Origin of the sequence: Pseudomonas sp. ES1 (genome assembly GCF_050586605.1) — a bacterium.
GTDB classification, from domain to species: Bacteria; Pseudomonadota; Gammaproteobacteria; order Pseudomonadales; family Pseudomonadaceae; genus Aquipseudomonas; species Aquipseudomonas sichuanensis.
Genome location: NZ_JBOBDM010000075.1, coordinates 1 through 22,233, shown reverse-complemented (window position 1 = coordinate 22,233; position 22,233 = coordinate 1). Strand labels below are relative to the sequence as shown.

At 62.7% G+C, this 22,233-nt stretch carries 29 protein-coding genes; 13 read left to right on the top strand and 16 right to left on the bottom strand.

Annotation, left to right across the window (positions count from 1 at the left end):
* Positions 1–313: 313 nt before the first annotated feature.
* The 10 genes from hisC to ACQ4N9_RS23830 form a co-directional block, all read right to left on the bottom strand.
* Positions 314–1,360 (bottom strand): histidinol-phosphate transaminase, encoded by a 1,047-nt coding sequence (gene hisC, locus ACQ4N9_RS23875; RefSeq protein WP_390968367.1) that lies wholly within the window; start codon positions 1,358–1,360, stop codon positions 314–316.
* A gap of 2 nt (positions 1,361–1,362) precedes the next feature.
* Entirely contained in the window at positions 1,363–2,685 is a 1,323-nt protein-coding gene (gene hisD / locus ACQ4N9_RS23870; RefSeq protein WP_125465334.1) for a histidinol dehydrogenase, read from the bottom strand.
* 126 nt (positions 2,686–2,811) lie between these two features.
* Entirely contained in the window at positions 2,812–3,447 is a 636-nt protein-coding gene (gene hisG / locus ACQ4N9_RS23865) for an ATP phosphoribosyltransferase (RefSeq protein WP_011532429.1), read from the bottom strand.
* 93 nt (positions 3,448–3,540) lie between these two features.
* Complete coding sequence (gene murA / locus ACQ4N9_RS23860; RefSeq protein ID WP_110993419.1) at positions 3,541–4,806, bottom strand: UDP-N-acetylglucosamine 1-carboxyvinyltransferase; 1,266 nt, start codon at positions 4,804–4,806, stop codon at positions 3,541–3,543.
* Positions 4,807–4,829: 23 nt separating this feature from the next.
* The gene (locus ACQ4N9_RS23855) at positions 4,830–5,069 is read right to left on the bottom strand and encodes a BolA family protein (protein ID WP_110993420.1); all 240 of its coding nucleotides are present in this window, start codon (positions 5,067–5,069) and stop codon (positions 4,830–4,832) included.
* Positions 5,070–5,187: 118 nt separating this feature from the next.
* Positions 5,188–5,490, bottom strand: a complete 303-nt coding sequence (locus ACQ4N9_RS23850; protein ID WP_347151742.1) for an STAS domain-containing protein — start codon at positions 5,488–5,490, stop codon at positions 5,188–5,190.
* Positions 5,487–6,140: an MlaC/ttg2D family ABC transporter substrate-binding protein gene (locus tag ACQ4N9_RS23845; RefSeq protein WP_390968370.1), complete on the bottom strand. Its 654-nt coding sequence runs from the start codon at positions 6,138–6,140 to the stop codon at positions 5,487–5,489. The genes ACQ4N9_RS23850 and ACQ4N9_RS23845 overlap by 4 nt, the downstream gene beginning before the upstream one ends.
* A gap of 9 nt (positions 6,141–6,149) precedes the next feature.
* Positions 6,150–6,635 (bottom strand): outer membrane lipid asymmetry maintenance protein MlaD, encoded by a 486-nt coding sequence (gene mlaD / locus ACQ4N9_RS23840; protein ID WP_110993423.1) that lies wholly within the window; start codon positions 6,633–6,635, stop codon positions 6,150–6,152.
* Positions 6,635–7,432: a lipid asymmetry maintenance ABC transporter permease subunit MlaE gene (mlaE, locus tag ACQ4N9_RS23835; protein WP_110993424.1), complete on the bottom strand. Its 798-nt coding sequence runs from the start codon at positions 7,430–7,432 to the stop codon at positions 6,635–6,637. The genes mlaD and mlaE overlap by 1 nt, the downstream gene beginning before the upstream one ends.
* Positions 7,432–8,241, bottom strand: coding sequence for an ATP-binding cassette domain-containing protein (locus ACQ4N9_RS23830; protein WP_110993425.1), 810 nt, complete (start codon positions 8,239–8,241; stop codon positions 7,432–7,434). The genes mlaE and ACQ4N9_RS23830 overlap by 1 nt, the downstream gene beginning before the upstream one ends.
* A 246-nt stretch (positions 8,242–8,487) precedes the next feature.
* Between ACQ4N9_RS23830 and ACQ4N9_RS23825 the strand changes: the two genes are divergently transcribed.
* From ACQ4N9_RS23825 to ACQ4N9_RS23770, 12 genes are all read left to right on the top strand, one after another.
* Positions 8,488–9,462, top strand: a complete 975-nt coding sequence (locus ACQ4N9_RS23825; protein WP_390968373.1) for a KpsF/GutQ family sugar-phosphate isomerase — start codon at positions 8,488–8,490, stop codon at positions 9,460–9,462.
* On the top strand, positions 9,463–9,987 hold the full coding sequence (locus ACQ4N9_RS23820; protein ID WP_125465339.1) for a KdsC family phosphatase: 525 nt from the start codon (positions 9,463–9,465) through the stop codon (positions 9,985–9,987).
* Positions 9,988–9,995: 8 nt separating this feature from the next.
* Entirely contained in the window at positions 9,996–10,568 is a 573-nt protein-coding gene (gene lptC, locus ACQ4N9_RS23815) for an LPS export ABC transporter periplasmic protein LptC (RefSeq protein WP_390968375.1), read from the top strand.
* On the top strand, positions 10,555–11,079 hold the full coding sequence (lptA, locus tag ACQ4N9_RS23810; protein WP_258643005.1) for a lipopolysaccharide transport periplasmic protein LptA: 525 nt from the start codon (positions 10,555–10,557) through the stop codon (positions 11,077–11,079). The genes lptC and lptA overlap by 14 nt, the downstream gene beginning before the upstream one ends.
* A complete protein-coding gene (gene lptB, locus ACQ4N9_RS23805; RefSeq protein ID WP_110993430.1) occupies positions 11,080–11,805 on the top strand; it encodes an LPS export ABC transporter ATP-binding protein in 726 nt (241 codons plus the stop codon).
* 184 nt (positions 11,806–11,989) lie between these two features.
* The gene (locus ACQ4N9_RS23800; RefSeq protein WP_390968378.1) at positions 11,990–13,483 is read left to right on the top strand and encodes an RNA polymerase factor sigma-54; all 1,494 of its coding nucleotides are present in this window, start codon (positions 11,990–11,992) and stop codon (positions 13,481–13,483) included.
* 78 nt (positions 13,484–13,561) lie between these two features.
* Positions 13,562–13,870, top strand: a complete 309-nt coding sequence (gene hpf / locus ACQ4N9_RS23795) for a ribosome hibernation-promoting factor, HPF/YfiA family (RefSeq protein ID WP_110993432.1) — start codon at positions 13,562–13,564, stop codon at positions 13,868–13,870.
* A gap of 12 nt (positions 13,871–13,882) precedes the next feature.
* Entirely contained in the window at positions 13,883–14,347 is a 465-nt protein-coding gene (gene ptsN / locus ACQ4N9_RS23790; RefSeq protein WP_110993433.1) for a PTS IIA-like nitrogen regulatory protein PtsN, read from the top strand.
* Between the two features lie 2 nt (positions 14,348–14,349).
* Positions 14,350–15,204, top strand: coding sequence for an RNase adapter RapZ (rapZ, locus tag ACQ4N9_RS23785; protein ID WP_125860081.1), 855 nt, complete (start codon positions 14,350–14,352; stop codon positions 15,202–15,204).
* A gap of 20 nt (positions 15,205–15,224) precedes the next feature.
* Entirely contained in the window at positions 15,225–15,497 is a 273-nt protein-coding gene (locus ACQ4N9_RS23780; protein ID WP_125860083.1) for an HPr family phosphocarrier protein, read from the top strand.
* Positions 15,498–15,589: 92 nt separating this feature from the next.
* On the top strand, positions 15,590–15,838 hold the full coding sequence (locus ACQ4N9_RS23775) for a type II toxin-antitoxin system RelE/ParE family toxin (RefSeq protein WP_430933858.1): 249 nt from the start codon (positions 15,590–15,592) through the stop codon (positions 15,836–15,838).
* Between the two features lie 115 nt (positions 15,839–15,953).
* Positions 15,954–16,274: a helix-turn-helix domain-containing protein gene (locus tag ACQ4N9_RS23770; RefSeq protein WP_125465344.1), complete on the top strand. Its 321-nt coding sequence runs from the start codon at positions 15,954–15,956 to the stop codon at positions 16,272–16,274.
* Between the two features lie 3 nt (positions 16,275–16,277).
* Here ACQ4N9_RS23770 and ACQ4N9_RS23765 read toward each other — a convergent pair whose 3' ends face one another.
* The 6 genes from ACQ4N9_RS23765 to pmbA form a co-directional block, all read right to left on the bottom strand.
* On the bottom strand, positions 16,278–17,171 hold the full coding sequence (locus ACQ4N9_RS23765) for a ZIP family metal transporter (RefSeq protein WP_153787464.1): 894 nt from the start codon (positions 17,169–17,171) through the stop codon (positions 16,278–16,280).
* Between the two features lie 11 nt (positions 17,172–17,182).
* Positions 17,183–17,794, bottom strand: a complete 612-nt coding sequence (locus tag ACQ4N9_RS23760; protein WP_125860090.1) for a superoxide dismutase — start codon at positions 17,792–17,794, stop codon at positions 17,183–17,185.
* Position 17,795: 1 nt separating this feature from the next.
* Positions 17,796–18,257 carry a hypothetical protein gene (locus tag ACQ4N9_RS23755; RefSeq protein WP_390968381.1) on the bottom strand — a complete coding sequence of 154 codons (462 nt, stop codon included), beginning with the start codon at positions 18,255–18,257 and terminating at the stop codon, positions 17,796–17,798.
* 25 nt (positions 18,258–18,282) lie between these two features.
* On the bottom strand, positions 18,283–19,659 hold the full coding sequence (locus ACQ4N9_RS23750) for a class II fumarate hydratase (RefSeq protein ID WP_153787406.1): 1,377 nt from the start codon (positions 19,657–19,659) through the stop codon (positions 18,283–18,285).
* Positions 19,652–20,053: a FagA protein gene (locus ACQ4N9_RS23745; RefSeq protein ID WP_125860096.1), complete on the bottom strand. Its 402-nt coding sequence runs from the start codon at positions 20,051–20,053 to the stop codon at positions 19,652–19,654. The genes ACQ4N9_RS23750 and ACQ4N9_RS23745 overlap by 8 nt, the downstream gene beginning before the upstream one ends.
* Positions 20,054–20,225: 172 nt before the next feature.
* Positions 20,226–21,572, bottom strand: a complete 1,347-nt coding sequence (gene pmbA, locus ACQ4N9_RS23740) for a metalloprotease PmbA (protein WP_390968383.1) — start codon at positions 21,570–21,572, stop codon at positions 20,226–20,228.
* Positions 21,573–21,681: 109 nt separating this feature from the next.
* Here pmbA and yjgA point away from each other — a divergent pair, with 109 nt between their 5' ends.
* Positions 21,682–22,203: a ribosome biogenesis factor YjgA gene (gene yjgA, locus ACQ4N9_RS23735; RefSeq protein WP_125465349.1), complete on the top strand. Its 522-nt coding sequence runs from the start codon at positions 21,682–21,684 to the stop codon at positions 22,201–22,203.
* The last annotated feature ends 30 nt before the right edge of the window (positions 22,204–22,233 follow it).

Here is a 22,233-nt window from a genome sequence, read left to right as displayed (position 1 = left end):
GCGCGAGATGTAGACTTGCGCAGCAAGTCGGAGGCCGCGCGGGCCCGGAGGACGCCGAAGCGAAGGGACCCGGAGCGCAGCGGAGGGCCGTATGAATGGAGCGAGCGGTTTTTGGTTACTTTTTTCCAAGAAAAAAAGTAACCCGCCGTAAGGGCGGAAAGGTGACTATGCGTCGACATCGCAAATGAATGCGCATAAAACTTTCAAAACAACAACAACAACAACAACAACAACAACAACAACAAAGGGCGAATCAGGAGAAATCCAACCACCCCTAATTCGCCCCAGCATCAACAACTCAAATCAACTCGAATCAATCAAGCGCATCAAGCAACGCCTGATTCATCTCCGGCGTCCCAACCGTAATCCGCAAGAACTGCGCAATCCGCGCCTGCTTGAAGTGCCGCACAATAACCCCCTGCTCCCGCAGCCGCGCCGCGATCCCCGCCGCATCCTGCTGCGGATGCCGGGCAAAGATGAAGTTCGCCGCCGAAGGCAACACCTCGAACCCACGCGCCTGCAACGCCGAAACCAACACCTCACGGCTGTCGATCACCTTGCGGCACGTCTCGTCAAAGTACTCGCGATCCTCGAACGCCACCGCAGCCCCGACAATCGCGGCCCGGTCCAACGGGTAGGAGTTGAAGCTGTTCTTGATCCGCTCCAACGCCTCGATCAGGTCCGCATGCCCCACCGCCAGACCAACCCGCAGGCCAGCCAGCGAACGCGACTTGGACAGCGTCTGGGTCACCAGCAGGTTGTCATAGCGATCAACCAGGCTGATGGCCGTCTCGCCACCGAAGTCGATGTACGCCTCGTCCACCACCACCACCGAATCCCGATTGGCCCGCAGCATCTGCTCCACGGCCTCGAGCGGCAGCAGGCAGCCGGTCGGTGCATTGGGGTTGGGGAAGATGATCCCGGCGTTTGGCTTGTTGTAGTCCGAAACGCGAATCTGGAACTGCTCGTCCAGCGCCACCTGCTCGTACGGGATGCCGTACAGGCCGCAATACACCGGGTAGAAGCTGTAGCTGACGTCCGGGAACAGCAACGGCGCATCGTGCTGGAACAAGCCGTGGAAGATGTGCGCCAGCACCTCGTCCGAGCCGTTGCCGACAAACACCTGCGCCGGGGTGACGCCGTAGTACTCGGCCACCGCCTGCTTGAGCCGGTCACCATTCGGGTCCGGGTAAAGGCGCAGGTTGTCGTTCAACTCGCCACGCATGGCCTCCAGCGCTTTGGGCGATGGGCCATAGGGGTTCTCGTTGGTGTTGAGCTTGACCAGTTTGGCCAACTTGGGCTGCTCGCCCGGCACGTAGGGCACCAAGTCCTTGACGAAGGGACTCCAGAAACGACTCATGCTCAATTCCCCTTCTCGGTGAGGATGCGGTATTCGGCGCTGCGGGCGTGGGCGGTCAACGACTCGCCGCGAGCCAGTACCGAAGCGGTGTGGCCAAGCTCGGATGCGCCCTGCTCGGAACAGAAGATGATCGACGAGCGCTTCTGGAAGTCATACACGCCCAATGGCGAGGAGAAGCGCGCGGTGCCGGAGGTCGGCAGTACGTGATTGGGGCCGGCGCAGTAGTCGCCCAGCGCCTCGCTGGTGTGACGGCCCATGAAGATCGCGCCGGCGTGGCGGATCTGCGGCAGCCAGGCCTGCGGGTCGGCCACCGACAACTCCAGGTGTTCCGGGGCGATGCGGTTGGCCACTTCGATGGCCTGTTGCATGTCGCGCACCTGGATCAGGGCGCCACGGCCGTTGATCGACTTTTCGATGATCTCGGCGCGCTCCATGGTTGGCAGCAGCTTGTCGATGCTGGCGGCAACGCGATCGAGGAACTCGGCATCGGGGCTGACCAGGATGGCCTGGGCGTCTTCATCGTGTTCGGCCTGGGAGAACAGGTCCATGGCGATCCAGTCCGGATCGGTCTGGCCATCGCACACCACCAGGATCTCCGACGGGCCGGCGATCATGTCGATACCCACCTGGCCAAATACATGGCGCTTGGCGGTGGCCACGTAGATGTTGCCCGGGCCGACGATCTTGTCCACCTGTGGCACGCTTTCGGTGCCGTAGGCCAGGGCCGCGACGGCCTGGGCGCCACCAACGGTGAACACCCTGTCGACGCCGGCGATGCAGGCAGCGGCCAGCACCAGCTCATTGACCTCGCCACGCGGGGTCGGCACCACCATGACCACTTCAGCGACACCCGCGACCTTGGCTGGAATCGCGTTCATCAGCACCGACGAGGGGTACGACGCCTTGCCGCCCGGCACGTATAGGCCGGCACGGTCCAGCGGGGTGACCTTCTGGCCGAGCACGGTGCCGTCGGCTTCGGTGTACTGCCAGGAGTCCTGCTTCTGCCGCTCGTGGTACAGACGCACGCGGTTGGCGGCTTTCTCCAGCGCTTCACGCTGCACCGGGGTGATGCGGGTCAGCGCCAGCTCCAGGCGGGCACGGTCGAGGATGAGGTCATCGATGGTCTTGGCGTCGACACCGTCGAAGCGCTGGGTGAATTCGACCAGCGCTGCGTCACCGCGCTCGCGCACAGCCTTGATGATGTCGAGCACGCGCTGGTTGACCGCGTCATCGGACACACTTTCCCAGCTCAGCAGATGATCCAGATGTCGGGCGAAATCCTGGTCAGCGGCGTTGAGACGGGCAATTGCAGTGGACACGGTCATGGCGAGGGCCTCGATTATTAGCGAATGCTCAGGCGCCCTAGGCTACCAGTCCATCCGCGCGGGCACCTGAGAAAGAAGGCTATGACGCGGATAGACGGGCGCGACAGCGAAGGTCGCGCGCAGAAGTCAGCCGCGGTGTCGCGATTCGACGGCGTTGCGCAGGGTGTCGATCAGGCTTTGAATGCGGGCGTGCTGCATTTTCATGGAGGCCTTGTTGACCACCAGGCGCGAACTGATCGTGGCGATCAGCTCCTGGGGTTCGAGGCCATTGGCACGCAGGGTGTTGCCGGTGTCGACCACGTCGATGATCTTGTCGGCGAGGTTGATCAGCGGCGCCAGCTCCATCGAGCCGTACAGCTTGATGATGTCGACCTGGCGGCCCTGTTCAGCGTAATAACGCTTGGCCACGTTGACGAACTTGGTCGCCACACGCAGACGGCCCTTGGGCTCAGGGGCACCGGTGACGCCAGCGGTCATCAGCTTGCATTGGGCAATCTGCAGGTCCAGAGGCTCGTACAGGCCCTGGCCGCCGTATTCCATCAGCACGTCCTTGCCGGCTACACCGAGGTCGGCGGCGCCATGCTCGACATAGGTCGGCACGTCGGTGGCCCGCACGATGAGCAGGCGCACGTCGTCCTGCGTGGTGGGGATGATCAGCTTGCGGCTCTTGTCCGGGTTCTCGGTCGGCACGATACCGGCCTCGGCCAGCAGTGGCAGGGTATCGTCGAGAATACGGCCTTTGGATAGCGCGATGGTCAACATGGGAAACGTCGGTCCTTAAGCGGCTACAGCCGGCCAGGCAGTGAGCTTGGCCGGTATTCGATTCGGTAGGCGCGTCCGTGCGCCTGCAGGCTGCTAGCCCGGTACGCGACGGATCTTCGCGCCCAGCATCTGCAGTTTCTCCTCGATGCACTCGTAACCACGGTCGATGTGGTAGATGCGATCGATCAGGGTGTCACCCTCGGCGACCAGCGCCGACAGCACCAGGCTGGCGGAAGCACGCAGGTCGGTGGCCATGACCGGAGCGCCCTTGAGCGCCTTGACGCCGGTAACGATGGCGGTGTTGCCTTCGACCTGGATCTGCGCGCCCATGCGGTGCATCTCGTAGACGTGCATGAAGCGGTTTTCGAAGATGGTTTCGATCACTGCGCCAGTGCCTTCGGCGATGGCATTGAGCGAAATGAACTGCGCCTGCATGTCGGTAGGGAACGCCGGGTAAGGAGCGGTACGCAGGTTGACGGCCTTGGGCCGCTTGCCGTGCATGTCCAGCTCGATCCAGTCTTCACCGGTGGTGATGTCGGCGCCGGCTTCCTTGAGCTTCTCAAGTACGGCTTCAAGGATGGTCGGATCGGTGTCCTTGACCTTGACGCGACCACCGGTAACGGCAGCGGCGACCAGGTAGGTACCGGTCTCGATACGGTCGGGCATGACCCGGTAGTTGGCCGAGGCCAGGCGCTCGACGCCATCGATGGTGATGGTGTCGGTGCCCGCACCCTGAACTTTGCCGCCCATGGCGTTGATGAAGTTGGCCAGGTCAACCACTTCAGGCTCGCGAGCGGCGTTTTGCAACACGCTGCGGCCTTTGGCCAGTGCTGCGGCCATCATGATGTTCTCGGTACCGGTCACGCTGACGGTATCGAAGAAGAAGTGCGCACCGCGCAGGCCGCCCTCGGGGGCCTTGGCCTTGATGTAGCCGCCTTCGACCTCGATCTTCGCGCCCATGGCTTCCAGGCCGCGGATGTGCAGGTCTACCGGACGAGAGCCGATGGCGCAGCCGCCAGGCAGGGCCACTTCGGCCTCGCCGAAACGGGCAACCATCGGGCCGAGGACCAGGATCGAGGCACGCATGGTCTTGACCAGCTCGTAAGGAGCAACCAGGGTCTTGATGGTGCGCGGGTCGATCTCCACGGCCAGCTTTTCGTCGATCACAGGCTCGATGCCCATGCGACCGAACAGCTCGATCATGGTGGTGATGTCGTGCAGGTGTGGCAGGTTGCCCACGGTAACCGGGCCGTCGGCCAGCAGGGTCGCCGCCAGAATCGGCAGGGCCGCGTTTTTCGCGCCGGAAATGCGAATTTCGCCGTCAAGGCGTGGGCCGCCAGTGATAATCAGTTTGTCCATTTGTGTCTCGCCGCCAAGTTGGCTCAGGTGCGCTCAGCCCAGGCTGCGCTGCTGAAGAATTTCATGGTTACCGCGTGAATGGCGCCGTTGGCGATCCACGGATTGAGGTGAGCATAGATCGCCTGCTGACGCTTGACCGGGCTCAGGCCGGCCAGCTCGTCGCTGATCACGTTCAACTGGAAGTTGCAGCCTTCGCCTTCAACTTCGACCCGGGATCCCGGCAATTTCTCTTCCAGAAAGCTTTTGACTTCTACGGCCTGCATGCTCAACCTCGATCGGCGCCCAACGCGCGCGGGTCGGCCATCATACAAAAAAGCCCCTCGCCTGCGAAGCCCATGACGGGATGCGCTGACCGAGGGGCCTTCACCTTGGTGCAAGCCATCAACCGGCCAGCACTTCATCGAGGTCATAGACCCCGGCAATTTCCCGCATGTCGGCAGGCATGCCGCGCACTTCGCAGGCCTTGCCAGCCGCCTGTGCATCGCGCATGAAGGCCAGCAGCAGGGCCAGCCCGACGCTGCTCGACTTGACCACCGCGCTGCAGTCGAGCACCAGCCGCTGCTCGCCACTGCCGGCGATCAGCGCCTTGCCCTGCTGGCGCAGGGCCGGCCCGCTGCGGTAGTCGAGCACCCCGGCCAGGCAGAGAACGCCAGGCTCGGACATGCTCACGACGGCATCGCTCATTTGACTTCCTTATCCGGCGAGTTGTCGGCGGTTTCCTTGGCCTTGGCCACCTCGCCGGCCCAGCCGTCGATGGTTTTGTCCAGGCTGTTGCCGTTGCGCTGCATGGCGTCGGCGAACTGGTCGCGGAACAGCTTGCCGATGTTGATGCCGTTGACGATGACGTTGCGCACTTTCCACTCGCCGTCGATCTTCTGCATGGTGTACTGCACCGGATAGACCGCACCGTTATTGCCGGTGATCTTCATGCCGACGCTGGTGCGATCGCCGTCCTCGGCCTTGGCCGGGTCGACGGTGATGCCCTGGTTGTTGTACTCGAGCAGGGCGTTGCCATAGAACTGCATCAGGCTGCGCTTGAAGTTCTCCTGGAAGCGTTGCATCTGCTCCGGGGTGGCTTTGCGCGAATACTTGACGGTCATGATGCTCTTGGAGATGCCGTCAGCATCGACCACCGGGCCAAGGTTGCTGTTGAGCGCGGTATAGAACGCCTCGGGGTTGGCCTTGTACTGCGCCTTGTTGGCCTTGAGGTCGTTGAGCAACTGGGTCGTGGTGCCCTGGATGACATCACGGGCGGACTGCCCCGGCGCCGCCATGGCCAGCAGGGGGAAGGCCGCCAGCAGAACCAGCAGGCCACGTCGCAGGATCGAAATCATGGAAACTCCTTAATTAGCCGGTTGCGCTTCTTTGGGTTCCTTGCCCACTGTATTGAGCAGGAATTTGCCGATCAGGTCTTCCAGCACCAGCGCCGACTGAGTGTCGTGGATGGTGCTGCCGTCTTTGAGAACCGCTTCTTCGCCGCCCACGCTGATGCCGATGTACTTCTCGCCCAGCAGGCCGGCGGTCAGGATCGAGGCAGTGGAGTCGGTCGGCAGGTTGTCGACGTTCTTGTCCAGCTGCAACGTGACCCGACCGGTGTACGAATCGCGGTCCAGATCGATGGCCGTGACCTTGCCGATGGTCACACCGGCCATGGTCACTTTAGCTCTGACCGTCAAACCGGCGATATTGTCGAAGTAGGCATAAACTTTGTAAGTGTCGCTGCTCGGGCTGGCCGACAGCCCGCTGACACGCAGGGCCAGCAGCAGCAGCGCCAGGATCCCGGCCAGGAGGAACAGGCCGACACCGATTTCCAGGGTGCGGTTTTGCATCAGAAATCTCCAAACATCAAGGCGGTCAGAATAAAGTCCAGACCCAGCACTGCCAACGAGGCATAGACCACGGTCTTGGTGGTGGCACGACTGATCCCTTCTGAGGTGGGCTCGCAGTCATACCCCTGGAATACGGCGATCCAGGTGACGACGAAGGCAAACACCAGGCTCTTGATCAGCCCGTTGATCACGTCGTCGGTGAAAGAAACGCTGTTCTGCATGTTGGCCCAGAACGAGCCTTCGTAGACGCCCAGCCAGTCGACCGCGACCCACGAGCCACCCCAGATGCCCACCACGCTGAAGATCAGCGCCAGCAGCGGCAGCGAGATGAAGCCGGCCCACAGGCGTGGGGCGACGATGTACTTGAGCGGGTCGACACCGATCATTTCCAGGCTCGACAGCTGCTCGGTGGACTTCATGTTGCCGATTTCAGCCGTCAGCGCGGAACCCGCGCGGCCGGCGAACAGCAGGCCGGTCACCACAGGCCCGAGCTCACGCAGCAGGGTCAGGGCAACCATCTGCCCCACGGCCTGCTCCGAACCATAGCGGGCAAGGATGCTGTAGCCCTGCAGCGCCAGCACCATGCCGATGAACACCCCGGACACGACGATGATCGCCAGCGACAGCACGCCAACCGAATAGAGCTGCTTGACCAGCAACTGGAAGCCGCCGCCGACGCCGCCTCGACCGCTCAGCGCGTGACCAAGGAACAGGCAGGAGCGGCCCAGCACCGCCAGCACGTCGATGGCCGAGCGGCCAAACAGACGGATACGTTCGAGTAAGGATTTTCTGCGCATCAACGCGCCCCCAGCAAATCGGCGCGGTAGTCTGGCGCAGGGAAGTGGAAGGGTACCGGGCCGTCCGGGTCGCCCTTCATGAACTGGCGGATACGCGGGTTGTCCGAGCCCATCAGTTCGGCGGGCGTGCCCTGCCCCAGTACCTGGCCATCACCCACCACATAGATGTAGTCGGCGATGCTGGCGGTTTCCGCCAGGTCGTGGGAAACCACGATGCTGGTGATACCCAGGGCGTCGTTGAGCAGACGGATCAGGCGCACCAGCACGCCCATGGCGATCGGGTCCTGGCCGACGAACGGCTCGTCGTACATGAGGATCTGCGGGTCGAGGGCAATCGCCCGGGCTAGCGCCACGCGGCGCTTCATGCCGCCGGAGAGCTCGTCGGGCATCAGGTCGATGGCACCGCGCAGGCCCACGGCCTGCAACTTCATCAGGACGATGTCACGAATCAGATCGTCCGGCAGCTCGGTGTGTACGCGCAGCGGGAAGGCGACGTTCTCGAAGACATCGAGGTCGGTGAACAGGGCGCCGCTCTGGAACAAAACGCCCATCTGCTTGCGCGCATCGAACAGGTCGCCCCGCGACAACGCGGGCAGGTTCTGGCCATTGACCCAGACTTCACCGCTGGACGGCCGCAACTGTGCGCCCATCAGACGCAGCAATGTCGTCTTGCCGCACCCCGAGGGCCCCATGATACCGGTGACCTTGCCACGGGGAATGCGAATGTCCACGTTGCTGAAAATGCTGCGCGAACCACGCTTGAAGGTGACTCCCTTCAGCTCGACCGCGCAGGCGCTATCCACACTCATCTAGACTCCTTGCAATGCAGCCTCGTCTTCATGGACGCCTGCCCTCATCTTGAAGGCACACTGGTCCCTGGCGGGCCGAACAGCGGCGAACTATAGCACCGCAGAAGGCACGCCCCCAAGGCCACAAATCCGCCTGTTCAGGCAGGCGACAGCCTTGTAGTGGTTTGTTACGACAATCGAATGGATGAGCCTTTCACACATTGCGGCTATAATCGCCGCCTTTTCATCAGGCATTGCGTTTTCGACATGAGCCAATCCAGCGAGCTGATCCAATCCGCCCAGCGCACCCTGCGCCTGGAACTCGAGGCTGTGCAGGCACTGCTGGCCCGCATCGACGGTGACTTCGTCAAGGCCTGCGAGCTGATCCTGGCGAGCAAGGGCCGGGTGGTCGTGGTCGGCATGGGCAAATCCGGGCATATCGGCAACAAGATCGCCGCCACCCTCGCCAGCACCGGCACGCCGGCTTTTTTTGTGCACCCGGCCGAAGCCAGCCATGGCGACATGGGCATGATCACCCGTGACGATGTCATCCTCGCCCTGTCCAACTCGGGCAGCACCGCCGAGATCGTCACCCTGCTGCCGCTGATCAAGCGCCTGGGGATCCAGTTGGTCAGCCTGACCGGCAACCCGGACTCGCCGCTGGCCCAGGCCGCCGAAGTCAATCTCGACGCCAGCGTCGCCCAGGAAGCCTGCCCGCTCAACCTGGCACCGACCTCCTCCACCACCGCTTCGCTGGCCCTGGGCGATGCACTGGCCATCGCCCTGCTGGAAGCGCGCGGGTTCACCGCCGAAGACTTCGCCTTCTCCCACCCCGGTGGGGCACTGGGCCGCCGCCTGTTGCTGAAGGTCGAGAACGTGATGCATGCCGGCGACGAACTGCCCCAGGTGCAGCGCGGCACCCTGCTCAAGGACGCGCTGATCGAAATGTCGCGCAAGGGCCTGGGCATGACCGTGGTGCTGGAGCACGACGGCACGCTGGCCGGGATCTTCACCGACGGCGACCTGCGCCGCAGCCTCGATCGCAATATCGACGTGCACAAGACCCTCATCGACGAAGTCATGACCGTGCACGGCAAGACCGCCCGCGCCGAGATGCTCGCCGCCGAGGCGCTCAAAATCATGGAAGACCACAAGATCAGCGCACTTGTCGTTGTCGATCAGAGCGACCGGCCGACCGGCGCCCTGAACATGCACGACCTGCTGCGCGCCGGAGTGATGTAAATGAACCAGGACCTCATGCAACGCGCCAAGGCCATCAAGCTGGCGGTGTTCGACGTTGACGGCGTGCTCACCGATGGCCGCCTGTACTTCCTTGAAGACGGCAGCGAATTCAAGACCTTCAACACCCTCGACGGCCACGGCATCAAGATGCTCATGGCCGCAGGCGTCACCACGGCGATCATCAGCGGGCGCAAGACGCCGGTGGTCGAGCGCCGGGCGAAGAACCTCGGCATCCCGCACCTGTTCCAGGGGCGCGAGGACAAGCTGGTGGTGCTGGACGGCCTGCTTGCCGAACTCAATCTAAGCTACGAACAGGTGGCTTATCTGGGTGACGACCTGCCCGACCTGCCGGTGATTCGCCGGGTGGGCCTGGGCATGGCGGTAAGCAATGCCGCGCCGTTCGTTCGCCAGCATGCCCACGGCGTGACCCAGGCACGCGGCGGCGAAGGCGCCGCCCGCGAGTTCTGCGAATTGATCATGCAGGCCCAGGGCACCCTGGACGCTGCCAACGCTCACTACCTGTAAGGCCTCCCATGTTCAGCAAGAAGATCAGAAATTTCGCGCTGCTTGGCGTGATAGCCGCCGTGCTGGCGGCCGTCGGGTACTGGAACATCAGCCCCGAGAGCTTCCTCGACAAACCGGTCGCGCAGACCAACGAGAGCGCCATCGACTACTACGCAATCAACGCTCACAGCGTGCAGTTCCTGCCTGACGGCAAGCTGCAATACGAAATGACCGCCGACAAGGTCGAGCACCTCAAGGCCAGCGAAGTCACCCTGGTGACCACGCCCGACCTGCACATGTACCGTGGCACCGAGTACCCCTGGCATGTGCAGAGCACCCGCGCCGAGGTCAACCCGGACGGCACCGAAGTCGAATTGATCGACAATGTGCGGGTTGCCCGCACCGACGAAAAACAACGTGAAACCATTATTACCAGCACACGCATGACCGTGTTCCCGCAGAAGCAATATGCGCAGACCGAGCAAGCCGTTAGAATCGACGGCGCCGGTGGCACGACTACGGGCAAAGGAATGAAAGCGTATTTGAAAGAAGGCAGGATGGACCTGCTCTCTAACGTAAGAGGACAGTATGAGGCTCGTTAAAACCATCCCCCTTCTGCTCAGCCTGGGCGTAGCACTGGGAAGCGCGAGCGCCTTCGCACTGCCGAACGACCGTGACCAGCCAATTCGCATCCAGGCCGACAACGCGCACCTGGACGACAAGCAGGGTGTGGCCACCTACACCGGCGACGTGATCATCACCCAAGGTTCGATGATGATCAAAGGCAACACCGTGACCATGACCCGCGCCGCCAACGGTGACATCGACGTGGTCACCTCGGTGGGCAACCTGGCCTACTTCGAGCAGCAGCAGAGTGCTGCCAAGCCGGACAAGATGAAAGGCTGGGCCGTGACCATCCAGTACCAGGCGCAAAAAGAAATGGTCATCCTGACCGACCGCGCCAAGGTCGAGAACGAAGGCAACACCACTGAAGGCGAGAAGATCGTCTACAACACCAAAACCCAGGTGGCGACCGCCGGCCGCGGTGGCAACGTGACTGCACCACGTCAGCGCATCGACATGGTCATTCAACCGAAGAAAAAGGCCGAGTAAATGGCAACCCTCAAAGCCCAGCACCTGGCCAAGAGCTACAAAGGCCGACAAGTCGTTCGCGACGTCAGCCTGTCCATCGACAGCGGCCAGATCGTCGGTTTGCTCGGCCCTAACGGCGCCGGCAAGACCACCTGCTTCTACATGATCGTCGGCCTGGTCCAGGCCGATCAGGGCCGGGTACTGATCGACAGCCTCGACGTCAGCCACCAGCCCATGCACGGCCGCGCCCAGTCCGGCATCGGCTACCTGCCGCAGGAAGCCTCGATCTTCCGCAAGCTGTCGGTGGCCGACAACATCATGGCCATCCTCGAGACCCGCAAGGACCTCGACCGCGACGGCCGGCGCAAGGAACTGGAAAGCCTGCTGCAGGAATTCCACATCAGCCACATCCGCGACAACCTCGGCATGAGCCTTTCCGGTGGTGAACGCCGCCGTGTCGAAATCGCCCGCGCCCTGGCCACCGCGCCCAAGTTCATCCTGCTGGATGAACCGTTCGCCGGCGTCGACCCGATCTCGGTGGGCGACATCAAGCAGATCATCCATCACCTCAAGAACAAGGGGATCGGCGTGCTGATCACCGACCACAACGTTCGCGAGACGCTCGATATCTGTGAGACGGCCTACATCGTCAACGATGGTCAACTGATCGCCGAGGGCGATGCCGAGACCATCCTGGCCAACCAGTTGGTCAAGGAGGTTTACCTGGGTCACGAGTTCCGCCTCTGATCCAGGCCCGCCTGGAGCACTGGCGCACACGCCCGTTCAGGGCTTAAGTGTTACTGTGCTCTAGGCAAGCGCTAGAATTTCAGGCATACGAGTTGCATAAGAACTTGCTTAAAATCGGCGCCCAGCGCCCTACAGGTAGTAGATGGCGCATGTGCGCCGGCTAACAAGGTATTAAGCCCCTGCCATGAAACCATCGCTCGTCCTAAAAATGGGCCAGCAACTGACGATGACCCCGCAGTTGCAACAGGCCATTCGTCTGCTTCAGCTTTCCACCCTGGACCTACAGCAGGAAATCCAGGAGGCGCTGGAATCCAATCCGATGCTCGAACGCCAGGAAGACGGCGACGACTTCGACAACAGCGACCCGATGGCGGACAACGCCGAAAGCAAACCGGTCGCCGAAACCCAGGACACCAGCTTCCAGGAAACCACTGGCAACACCGAAACCCTGGAAGAAGGCGAGTGGGCCGAGCGCATCCCCAACGAGCTGCCTGTCGATACCGCCTGGGAAGACATCTACCAGACCAGCGCCAGCAGCCTGCCCAGCAACGACGATGACGAGTGGGACTTCACCACCCGCACGTCCGTGGGCGAGAGCCTGCAAAGCCACCTGCTCTGGCAACTCAACCTCGCGCCGATGTCCGACACCGACAGGCTGATTGCCGTCACCCTGATCGACAGCATCAACGGCCAGGGCTACCTGGAAGATACCCTCGAAGAAATCTGCGCCGGCTTCGACCCCGAGCTCGACATCGAGCTGGACGAGGTGGAGGCGGTGCTGCACCGTATCCAGCAGTTCGAGCCCGCCGGCATCGGCGCCCGCTCCCTGGGTGAGTGCCTGCTGTTGCAACTGCGCCAGCTGCAGGCCTCGACGCCGTGGATGAGCGAAGCTCAGCGCCTGGTCAGCGACTACATCGACCTGCTCGGCAGCCGCGACTACAGCCAGCTGATGCGCCGCATGAAGCTCAAGGAAGACGAACTGCGCCAGGTCATCGAGCTGGTGCAAACGCTCAATCCGCGCCCTGGCTCACAGATCGAGTCGAGCGAGCCCGAATACGTGGTGCCGGACGTCATCGTGCGCAAGGACAGCGAACGCTGGCTGGTCGAGCTCAACCAGGAAGCCGTGCCGCGCCTGCGGGTCAATCCGCAGTACGCAGGCTTCGTGCGCCGCGCCGACACCAGCGCCGACAACACCTTCATGCGCAACCAGCTGCAGGAAGCGCGCTGGTTCATCAAGAGCCTGCAAAGCCGCAACGAAACCCTGATGAAAGTGGCGACCCAGATCGTCGAACACCAGCGCGGTTTCCTTGACCACGGTGACGAGGCCATGAAGCCGCTGGTGCTGCACGATATCGCCGAGGCGGTGGGTATGCATGAGTCGACCATTTCCCGGGTCACCACGCAGAAATACATGCACACGCCACGCGGCATCTACGAACTCAAGTACTTTTTCTCGAGCCACGTGAGCACCGCCGAAGGCGGCGAATGCTCGTCCACGGCGATCCGCGCGATCATCAAGAAACTGGTCGCCGCGGAAAATCAGAAAAAGCCATTGAGTGACAGCAAGATCGCTGGTTTACTGGAGGCACAAGGCATCCAGGTAGCCCGTCGCACCGTCGCCAAGTACCGCGAATCGTTGGGCATCGCCCCTTCGAGTGAGCGCAAGCGACTGATGTAGCCCCTGGGCAAGCCATAGCGTTTCAGTGGCAGGTGCAATACCTGCCTCTTTATGCACGGGCAACAAAGGAGAAGCTGTATGCAAGTCAACATCAGTGGACAGCATGTAGAAGTCACCCAACCACTGCGCGATTACGTGCTTGAGAAGCTCGCCCGACTGGAGGGTCATTTCGACAAGATCACCAACGTGACGGTGATCATGAAAGTCGAGAAGCTGCAGCAAAAGGTTGAAGCCACGCTCCAGATACCCGGTGGCGAAGTCGTTGCCAATGCCGAACACCAAGACATGTATGCCGCGATCGACGCGCTTGCCGACAAGCTCGACCGCCAACTGAAAAAACACAAGGAAAAACAGCAAAGCCTGCTGCAAGGCGCAGCCGCCCGCTGATCCCCCTCATCCATGATCCGACTTGAAACCATCCTGACCCCCGGCCGTTCCCTCGTGAACGTGCCGGGCGGCAGTAAGAAGCGCGCCCTCGAAAAGGTCGCCACTGTAATTGCCGAGCAAATCCCAGAGCTCGAGATGCAAGACGTCTTCGAGAAGCTGATTGCCCGCGAAAAACTCGGCTCCACCGGTTTTGGCAATGGCATCGCCATTCCCCACTGCAGGCTCGAGGGTTGCTCAGCGCCCGTCAGTGCCCTGCTGCACCTGGAAGCTCCCATTGATTACGACGCCATCGATGGCGCGCCCGTGGACCTGCTGTTCGTCCTGCTGGTCCCTGAAGCCGCGACCGATGCGCACCTTGAATTGCTGCGCCAGATCGCCAGCATGCTCGATCGCGAGGATGTGCGTAAGCGCCTGCGTGCTGCCAACAGCAACGAAGCGCTCTACCAGGTGGTCCTGGACGTCCAGAACGAGGCCTGAACATGCGCCTGATCATCGTCAGCGGCCGCTCCGGCTCGGGTAAAAGCACCGCCCTCGACGTGCTGGAAGACAACGGCTACTACTGCATCGACAACCTGCCTGCCGGGTTGTTGCCGCAGTTGGCGGAAAATGCGCTGATCAACACCGAGTTGCAACAGCCCAAAGTGGCTGTCTCCATCGATGCGCGCAACCTGCCCAGCCACCTGACGCGCTTCCCCGAACTGCTGGAAGAGGCACGCTCCCGGCATATCCAGTGCGATGTGCTGTATCTGGACGCTGACGAAGAAACCCTGCTCAAGCGCTTTTCCGAAACCCGCCGCCGCCACCCGCTGACCAACGCCAACCGTTCGCTGGCCGAGGCCATCCGGGTAGAAAGCGAGCTGCTGGGCCCCATCGCTGACCTGGCCGACCTTAAGATCGACACCACCCGGCTGAACCTGTACCAGCTGCGCGACTCGATCAAGCTGCGGCTGCTCAACCAGCCCGAGCCCGGCACCGCCTTTCTGGTCGAATCCTTCGGTTTCAAGCGAGGCATGCCAGTGGATGCCGATGTGGTATTCGACGTGCGCTGCCTGCCCAACCCTTATTGGAAGCCGGAACTTCGTGACCACTCCGGGCTCGAACAGCCGGTGATCGACTACCTGGCCGCCCAGCCAGACGTCGACGAGATGTTCCAGGACATCTCCAGCTACTTGCTTAAATGGCTGCCCCGCTTCGCCGCCAGCAACCGCGCCTATGTCACCATCGCTATCGGCTGCACCGGCGGCCATCACCGCTCGGTGTACATCACCGAACGGCTCGGCCAGTTGCTCCAGCAATCCCTGAAAAACGTCCAGGTCCGCCACCGCGACCTCTAGCCCACAGGATCCGCCACACGATGCCCGCCCGCGAAATAACCATCATCAACAAGCTGGGCCTGCATGCCCGCGCGGCAGCCAAGTTCGTCGGCGTGGCCGGGCGCTTCCCCTGCCAGGTGCGAGTCGGCCGCGCACCGGACAAACTGGTGGACGGCAAGAGCATCATGGCGGTGATGATGCTCGCCGCCGGCAAGGGCACCCAGGTGCATCTGCTCACCGAAGGCGAGCAGGACAACGACGCCCTTGAAGCGCTGGTGGCGCTGATCAACAACTTCTTCGACGAAGGCGAGTAACCCTCCCCGCGTAACATCCGCTACCAATTGTCGGTGTGAATGATCGTCTGATTGCCACTATACCAATATGGGTATAGATTCGAGGCGATCTCATGGAAGCGATCAAGAATATCAAACGCCTGTTCTGGGCTGGTAGCTCCCGAAAGGATATCCAGGCACTCCCGGCTGATGTCCAGGATGTGTTCGGTTTTGCTCTGTATCAGGCTCAGGAAGGCGGCAAGCACTGGCAGGCAAAGGTGCTTAAAGGGTTTTCAGGCGGCGGCGTGCTCGAGGTGGTCGAAGACCATCACGGCGACACCTATCGTGCGGTCTACACCATCAGCCTGGTCGACGCGGTTTAGGTGCTGCACTGTTTCCAGAAGAAATCCCGCAGCGGCATCAAAACCTCAAGGCATGACGTGGATTTGATTCATGCCCGCCTGAAGCTGGCACAGGCTCACTCGAAGGGGAAAACACATGATTGAAATCGAAGAAGGCACCGACAACGTCTATGCCGACCTGCACCTTGCCGACGCCAGCGAGATGCTGGTCAAGGCCCGCCTGGCCAGCAAGATCTGCAGCATCATCAAGGCACGCCAGCTCACTCAACTACAGGCCGCTGAGCTGCTCGGCCTGAGCCAACCCAAGGTCTCCGCCCTGACCCGCGGCAAATTCCGTGGCATCAGCGAAAGCAAGATGATCGATTGCCTCGCCCGCCTGGGCCGGGACATACAGATCGTGGTCAAAGAAGCCCCCAAGACCCGGCGCGAAGGCCGGGTCGAAGTGATTTTCGCCTGACATTCAGGACATCGCCGTATCCATCACCATCATCAGGCAGAAGCCCACGCACAACCCCAGGCTCGCCAGGCGGTGATGCCCGTTGCTGCGTGATTCGGGGATGATTTCCTGGGTCACCACCAGCAGCATCGCCCCCGCCGCGCAGGCCAGGCCCAGTGGCAGCAGCAGTTCGGCGATGTTCACCAGCCAGGCACAGATGACCGCCGCCAGCGGCTCGACCAGCCCGGACGCAGCGCCAATCAGGAATGCCTTGAAGCGCGGCATCCCGGCCCCCGCCAATACCAGAGCAATCACCAGCCCCTCCGGCACATCCTGCAAGGCAATGCCCATGGCCAGGCTGTCGGCATCGGCCATGCCGCCCCCGGCAGACACACCAATGGCCATGCCTTCGGGAATGTTGTGGGCGATGATGGCGATGACGAACAGCCAGATCCGCGCAGCGATCACCGGCTGCTGCCCGGTACCGACCAGCGCTTCGGGGGACGCCCCGGACACCCTGAGATCGACCAGGAACAGGCACAACGCCCCGAACAGCAGGCCGCTGCTGATCAAGCCACCGGCGCCCCAGGGGCTGTAGCCGATGGCCTGGGCCGCCTCCAGTCCCGGGATGATCAACGAGAACGCGGTGGCGGCCAACATCACCCCGGCGCCAAAGCCAAGCAAGGTGTCGGCCAGCGCCACAGGCATGTTGCGAATCACCAGCACCGGTACCGCGCCCAATGCCGTGCCCAGTGCGCACAGTGCACCGCCCTCCAGGGCACGCAACATGCGCGGTTCCAGGTCCAGCCAGGCGATGCCGCGCGCCACCAGCAGCGCGGTGCCAACTAGCAACAGCAAGGTCCCAAGCGCCAGGCGGAACAGGCGCACACTGCTGACAGACATCACCTCGGAGCGCATACCGGTTCGACTCACTTCAAGGTTTCAAGGTAGCGGCGTTCCACTTCGGCCCAGTCGACCACGTTGTAGAAAGCACCAATGTATTCCGGGCGACGGTTCTGGTACTTCAGGTAGTAGGCATGCTCCCACACGTCGAGCCCCAGGATCGGCGTGTTGCCATGCATCAGCGGGCTGTCCTGGTTGCCACTGCTTTCCACCACCAGTGTTTTCGCCGGCGTGACGCTGAGCCAGGCCCAGCCACTGCCGAAGCGGCTCAGCGCGGCCTTGGTGAACGCGTCCTTGAATGCCTCGAAACCACCCAGCTGGGCATCGATGGCCTTGGCCACCTCACCCTGTGGTTCGCCTCCGCCCTTGGGCGACATGACGGTCCAGAACAGGGTGTGGTTGGCGTGGCCGCCGCCTTGGTTGATCACTGCCCCTTGCAGCTTCTCGGGCAACTGCTTGACCGCGCCAACCAACCGCTCCACCGGCCATTCGGCCCACTCGGTGCCCTCGATGGCGGCATTGAGGTTGTTGATGTAGGTCTGGTGATGCTTGCTGTGGTGGATCTCCATGGTCTGGGTATCGATGTGCGGCTCCAGCGCATCGTAGGCATAAGGCAGTGCAGGCAAGGTATGGGGCATGTCAGTGGATTCCATGAGCAGATGTACGAAGCGTGAGGTCCGTTTGTGCGACCAGTTCGCTGGCAGCCGGCGCCTGGCGATTGAGCAGGCGTTCGGTGCGCGGGTACTGGCCATAGTCGGCGATGAAACTCAGCAACTCGGTGTAGGTGCGTGCGCTGTGGCGCAGCGCGGCATCGCGCAACGCCTGGGGCAAACGTTGCTCCTGGCTGGCCTGGAGCAATGCCTGGTGCGCAGCGCACAAGTAGTCGGCGCTTTCGTGCGGCTGGTTCAGCCGCAGGTGCAGGTCGGCCAGGTTGTGATGGGCGATGACCAGCGCGGCCACCGCCTCATCGACGTCATGCCAGCGCTCGAACAGCACCTGGGCCAAGGCCAGCGCTTGCAGGTAGTGTTCCCGGGCATCGACCAGCTCGCCCTGGTCGAACAGGCGATTGGCGTTTTGCGTGGTGCGTCTCCAGTGCTGCATGACGTGCCTCCTGGGCAGCCTTGGCTCAGATGCCGCCGGCGGTGAGTTTTTCCGGGTTCAGCAGCGCTTCGAGCTGGTCGCGGGACAGGTCGGTGTGCTCCAGCGCCACGTCGATGACCGGGCGCCCCTGCTTGTAGGCGGTCTTGGCGATTTCGGCAGCCTTGAGGTATCCGATGATCGGGTTCAAGGCGGTGACCAGGATCGGGTTGCGCGACAACGCTTCCTTGAGCTTGCCTTCGTTGACCTTGAAGGTCGCGATAGCCTTGTCGGCCAACAGGCGGCTGACGTTGGCCATCAGTTCGATGCTTTCCAGCAGGTTGCGGGCGATCACAGGCAGCATCACGTTGAGCTCGAAGTTGCCCGACTGCCCCGCCACGGCGATGGTGGCGTCGTTGCCGATCACCTGGGCTGCAACCATCGCGGTAGCCTCCGGGATCACCGGATTGACCTTGCCCGGCATGATCGACGAACCCGGCTGCAGGCCCTGCAGTTCGATTTCACCGAGGCCGGCCAGCGGGCCGGAGTTCATCCAGCGCAGGTCGTTGGCGATCTTCATCAGCGCCACCGCGGTGGTCTTGAGCTGGCCGGACAACGCCACGGCGGTGTCCTGGGAGCCGATCAGGGCGAACAGGTTCTGGCCTGGGGTGAACTCGACCTTGGTCAGGCCACTGAGCTGGCGAGCGAAGCCAGCCGCGAACTGCGGATGGGCATTGATCCCGGTGCCGACCGCGGTGCCACCCTGGGCCAGCGCCTGCAAACTTGGCAGCGTGGCCTCGACATGGGCCTGGGCGCCTTTGATCTGCGCCGCCCAGCCATCGAGCACCTGGCTCATGCGCACCGGCATGGCATCCATCAGGTGGGTGCGGCCGGTCTTGACGTACTTGTGCACTTCGACGGCTTTGCTCTCGATCACCTGCGTCAGGTGACGCAAGGCCGGCAGCAACTGCTCATGCAGGGCCAGGGCGGCGCTGACGTGGATGGTGGTGGGGATGATGTCGTTGCTGCTCTGGCCGCAATTGACGTGATCGTTGGCATTGACCTGCTCGCCGAGCACTCGGCTGGCCAGGGTGGCGATCACCTCGTTGGCGTTCATGTTCGAACTGGTGCCGGAGCCGGTCTGGAACACATCGACCGGGAAGTGCTGGATGAAATCCTCGGCCAGCAGTTGCTCCACGGCCTTGACGATTGCCCCGCCCTGCTCCGGGCTCAGTTGCTGCAGTTCGACGTTGGCCTTGGCCGCGGCCGCCTTGGCCAGCAGCAGGGCGCGGATGAACTGGGCCGGCATCGGCTTGCCGCTGACCGGGAAGTTGTCGACCGCGCGCTGGGTCTGGGCGCCGTACAGGGCCTGGGCCGGCACCTGCAGTTCACCCATGCTGTCACGCTCGATACGGGTATCACTCATCTTCAAGTCCTTGCATCAGTTCTTCGGGAGAAATCGACGGCAACAGCACACAGGTGGCCAGTTGCATCGCAAAGGGTTGCCAGCGCTCGTTGTGCGCCTGGCGATCGAGGTTGCGCAGGTCGAGCAACGGGCGCCATGCCTGGTCGAGGCACAGGCAGCGCCAGTGCCAGGGCAGCATGCGGTCGCAGGCGGTATCCAGCAGCAGGCGGAAAGAGGTCATTGCCACTGTCCAGGGCGAGGTCTCGGTGCAGCACACCAGGTAACGGCCTTCGGCCAGGTAGTGCTCGATCAGGCGTGGCTCGTCAGGCGCCAGGGCGCAACGAATACGCCGGCTGAGCCAGCGCCAGTTTTCCAGGTAGGGCAGTTCGTGGAGGACGGTTTTCATGAAGATCATCGCCGGCTGACTGGATAATGATATTCATTATTAATTGATAAATAGAATCAATTCAAGATAGCCAAAGGCCAAATAAAAAACCCGGCGCGATGGCCGGGTCAGGGTGCACAAGATGCTGACAACATGGGAGCGGCGGTGCGCCGCTCCCATGAAACGGCTGCGCAAGTTTGAGTCAGCTGCCCGCTACAGTCATCCGCTCGATCAGGACCGAGCCACTGTGGATATTGCTACGGGTTTCGATATCGCTGCCAATCGCCACGATTTGCTGGAACATGTCTTTCATATTGCCGGCGATGGTCACTTCCTGCACCGCATGCTGGATCTCGCCGTTCTCAACCCAGAAGCCCGCCGCACCACGGGAATAGTCGCCGGTGACCATGTTCAGGCCATGCCCCATCAGCTCGGTCACCAGCAGACCGCGCCCCATGCGACGGATCAACGCCACCTGGTCCTCGACCCCATGGGTGACGAACAGGTTGTGCACACCGCCGGAGTTGGCGGTGCTCGGCAGCCCCAGCTTGCGCCCGGAATAAGTGCCGAGGATGTAGGAGACCAGCTCACCCTTGTCGACGAACGGCTTGGCGTAGGTAGCCAGACCATCACCGTCGAACGAGGCACTGCCCAGCGCTCGCGGAATGTGCGGGCGCTCATCCAAGGTCAGCCAGGTGGGGAACAGGCGCTGGCCAAGGGTGCCTTCGAGGAACGACGACTTGCGGTACAGGTTGCCGCCGGAGATCGCCGACAGGAAGCTGCCGAACAGGCCGCCCGCCAGCTCGGCGCTGAACAGCACCGGCACTTCGCAGGTCGGCACCGGTCGGGCCCCCAGGCGGCTGGCGGCGCGCTGGGCGGCCCGCACGCCAATGCTGCTTGGGTCGGCCAGCAAATGGCCCTGGCGATTGACGTCGTACCAGTAGTCACGCTGCATCTGCCCGTCGCCCTCGGCGATCATCACGCAGCTCAGGCTGTGGCGGGTGGAGGCGTAGCCGCCGATGAAGCCATGGCTGTTACCGTACACCCGTACACCTTGGTGGGTATTGAGGGTGGTGCCATCGGCATTGAGGATGCGCTTGTCGGCATCGAAGGCGGCAGCCTCGCAGGCCAACGCCATCTCGATGGCCTTTTCCGGCTCGATGTCCCAATCGTGGTACAGATCGAGGTCGGGCAGCTCTCGGGCCATCAGCGCCGCATCGGCCAGGCCCGAGCATTCGTCTTCGGAAGTATGCTTGGCGATGGCCAGTGCCGCCGCGACGGTCTCACGGATCGCCTCAGGGCCGCTGGCCGAGGTGCTGGCCGAGCCCTTGCGCTGGCCAACGTAGAGGGTGATGCCGAAGCCCTGGTCGCGGTTGAACTCGACGGTCTCGACTTCGCGCTGGCGCACGCTGGTGGACAGGCCCTGCTCCAGCGACACCGCCACTTCGCAGGCGCTGGCACCCTGGCGGCGCGCTTCGGCGACGATCGCTTCGACCTGTTCCTGCAACGCCGGCAGGTCCTTGGGGCCTACGCTCTGGACTGCACTCATGGTTCTCTCCACTGAAAATTCTGCGTACGGCTTGGGTCATTCTACGACCGGGCCGGACAAGCGGCCCCCGACTGGTTATCATGGCGGCGATTTCTTGCGGACGGCCCCCATGGTTGATTCTTACGACGACGCCTTCGATGGCGAAAAAAGCAAAACCCAGATCAAGCGCGAGCTGCATGCGCTGGTCGAACTCGGTGAGCGCCTCACCACCCTCAAGGCCGACACCCTGGCGCGCCTGCCGCTGACCGACGAGCTGCGCAAGGCGCTGGCCGAGGCCAGCAAGCACGTAGCGCACGGTGCCCGTAAACGCCACATGTCGTTCGTCGGCAAGCTGATGCGCGTGCAGGATCTGGACGCCATCCATGCCGTGCTCGACCAGATCGACAGCTCGACCCGGCAGTACAACGAGCGCTTCCACAACCTGGAGCGCTGGCGCGACCGCCTGATCGACGGCAACGACGAGGACCTCGAGCGCTTCGTCAACGAGTACCCCGACACCGACCGCCAGCAACTGCGCTCGCTGATCCGTCATGCCCAGCACGAAAAGGCGCGGAACAAGCCGCCTGCGGCCATGCGTAAAGTGTTCAAGTACATCCGCGAGCTCGACGAGTCCCAGCGCGGCCTGCGCTGAGCCCATCGCGGGGCAAGCCCGCTCCCACAA

Excerpts from the sequence above, each read along its gene's own strand:
- ACQ4N9_RS23780 (WP_125860083.1), top strand. The coding sequence starts at position 15,225 with ATGCCCGCCCGCGAAATAACCATCATCAACAAGCTGGGCCTGCATGCC.
- mlaE (WP_110993424.1), bottom strand. The coding sequence starts at position 7,432 with ATGCGCAGAAAATCCTTACTCGAACGTATCCGTCTGTTTGGCCGCTCG.
- ACQ4N9_RS23800 (WP_390968378.1), top strand. The coding sequence starts at position 11,990 with ATGAAACCATCGCTCGTCCTAAAAATGGGCCAGCAACTGACGATGACC.
- hisC (WP_390968367.1), bottom strand. The coding sequence starts at position 1,360 with ATGAGTCGTTTCTGGAGTCCCTTCGTCAAGGACTTGGTGCCCTACGTG.
- ACQ4N9_RS23820 (WP_125465339.1), top strand. The coding sequence starts at position 9,463 with ATGAACCAGGACCTCATGCAACGCGCCAAGGCCATCAAGCTGGCGGTG.
- ACQ4N9_RS23745 (WP_125860096.1), bottom strand. The coding sequence starts at position 20,053 with ATGATCTTCATGAAAACCGTCCTCCACGAACTGCCCTACCTGGAAAAC.
- pmbA (WP_390968383.1), bottom strand. The coding sequence starts at position 21,572 with ATGAGTGCAGTCCAGAGCGTAGGCCCCAAGGACCTGCCGGCGTTGCAG.
- ACQ4N9_RS23855 (WP_110993420.1), bottom strand. The coding sequence starts at position 5,069 with ATGCAGGCCGTAGAAGTCAAAAGCTTTCTGGAAGAGAAATTGCCGGGA.
- lptB (WP_110993430.1), top strand. The coding sequence starts at position 11,080 with ATGGCAACCCTCAAAGCCCAGCACCTGGCCAAGAGCTACAAAGGCCGA.
- rapZ (WP_125860081.1), top strand. The coding sequence starts at position 14,350 with ATGCGCCTGATCATCGTCAGCGGCCGCTCCGGCTCGGGTAAAAGCACC.
- hisD (WP_125465334.1), bottom strand. The coding sequence starts at position 2,685 with ATGACCGTGTCCACTGCAATTGCCCGTCTCAACGCCGCTGACCAGGAT.
- mlaD (WP_110993423.1), bottom strand. The coding sequence starts at position 6,635 with ATGCAAAACCGCACCCTGGAAATCGGTGTCGGCCTGTTCCTCCTGGCC.
- ACQ4N9_RS23825 (WP_390968373.1), top strand. The coding sequence starts at position 8,488 with ATGAGCCAATCCAGCGAGCTGATCCAATCCGCCCAGCGCACCCTGCGC.
- ACQ4N9_RS23770 (WP_125465344.1), top strand. The coding sequence starts at position 15,954 with ATGATTGAAATCGAAGAAGGCACCGACAACGTCTATGCCGACCTGCAC.
- ACQ4N9_RS23750 (WP_153787406.1), bottom strand. The coding sequence starts at position 19,659 with ATGAGTGATACCCGTATCGAGCGTGACAGCATGGGTGAACTGCAGGTG.
- ACQ4N9_RS23845 (WP_390968370.1), bottom strand. The coding sequence starts at position 6,140 with ATGATTTCGATCCTGCGACGTGGCCTGCTGGTTCTGCTGGCGGCCTTC.
- ACQ4N9_RS23775 (WP_430933858.1), top strand. The coding sequence starts at position 15,590 with ATGGAAGCGATCAAGAATATCAAACGCCTGTTCTGGGCTGGTAGCTCC.
- lptC (WP_390968375.1), top strand. The coding sequence starts at position 9,996 with ATGTTCAGCAAGAAGATCAGAAATTTCGCGCTGCTTGGCGTGATAGCC.
- hpf (WP_110993432.1), top strand. The coding sequence starts at position 13,562 with ATGCAAGTCAACATCAGTGGACAGCATGTAGAAGTCACCCAACCACTG.
- yjgA (WP_125465349.1), top strand. The coding sequence starts at position 21,682 with ATGGTTGATTCTTACGACGACGCCTTCGATGGCGAAAAAAGCAAAACC.
- ACQ4N9_RS23760 (WP_125860090.1), bottom strand. The coding sequence starts at position 17,794 with ATGCCCCATACCTTGCCTGCACTGCCTTATGCCTACGATGCGCTGGAG.
- ACQ4N9_RS23850 (WP_347151742.1), bottom strand. The coding sequence starts at position 5,490 with ATGAGCGATGCCGTCGTGAGCATGTCCGAGCCTGGCGTTCTCTGCCTG.
- ptsN (WP_110993433.1), top strand. The coding sequence starts at position 13,883 with ATGATCCGACTTGAAACCATCCTGACCCCCGGCCGTTCCCTCGTGAAC.
- hisG (WP_011532429.1), bottom strand. The coding sequence starts at position 3,447 with ATGTTGACCATCGCGCTATCCAAAGGCCGTATTCTCGACGATACCCTG.
- lptA (WP_258643005.1), top strand. The coding sequence starts at position 10,555 with ATGAGGCTCGTTAAAACCATCCCCCTTCTGCTCAGCCTGGGCGTAGCA.
- ACQ4N9_RS23830 (WP_110993425.1), bottom strand. The coding sequence starts at position 8,241 with ATGAGTGTGGATAGCGCCTGCGCGGTCGAGCTGAAGGGAGTCACCTTC.
- murA (WP_110993419.1), bottom strand. The coding sequence starts at position 4,806 with ATGGACAAACTGATTATCACTGGCGGCCCACGCCTTGACGGCGAAATT.
- ACQ4N9_RS23765 (WP_153787464.1), bottom strand. The coding sequence starts at position 17,171 with ATGCGCTCCGAGGTGATGTCTGTCAGCAGTGTGCGCCTGTTCCGCCTG.
- ACQ4N9_RS23755 (WP_390968381.1), bottom strand. The coding sequence starts at position 18,257 with ATGCAGCACTGGAGACGCACCACGCAAAACGCCAATCGCCTGTTCGAC.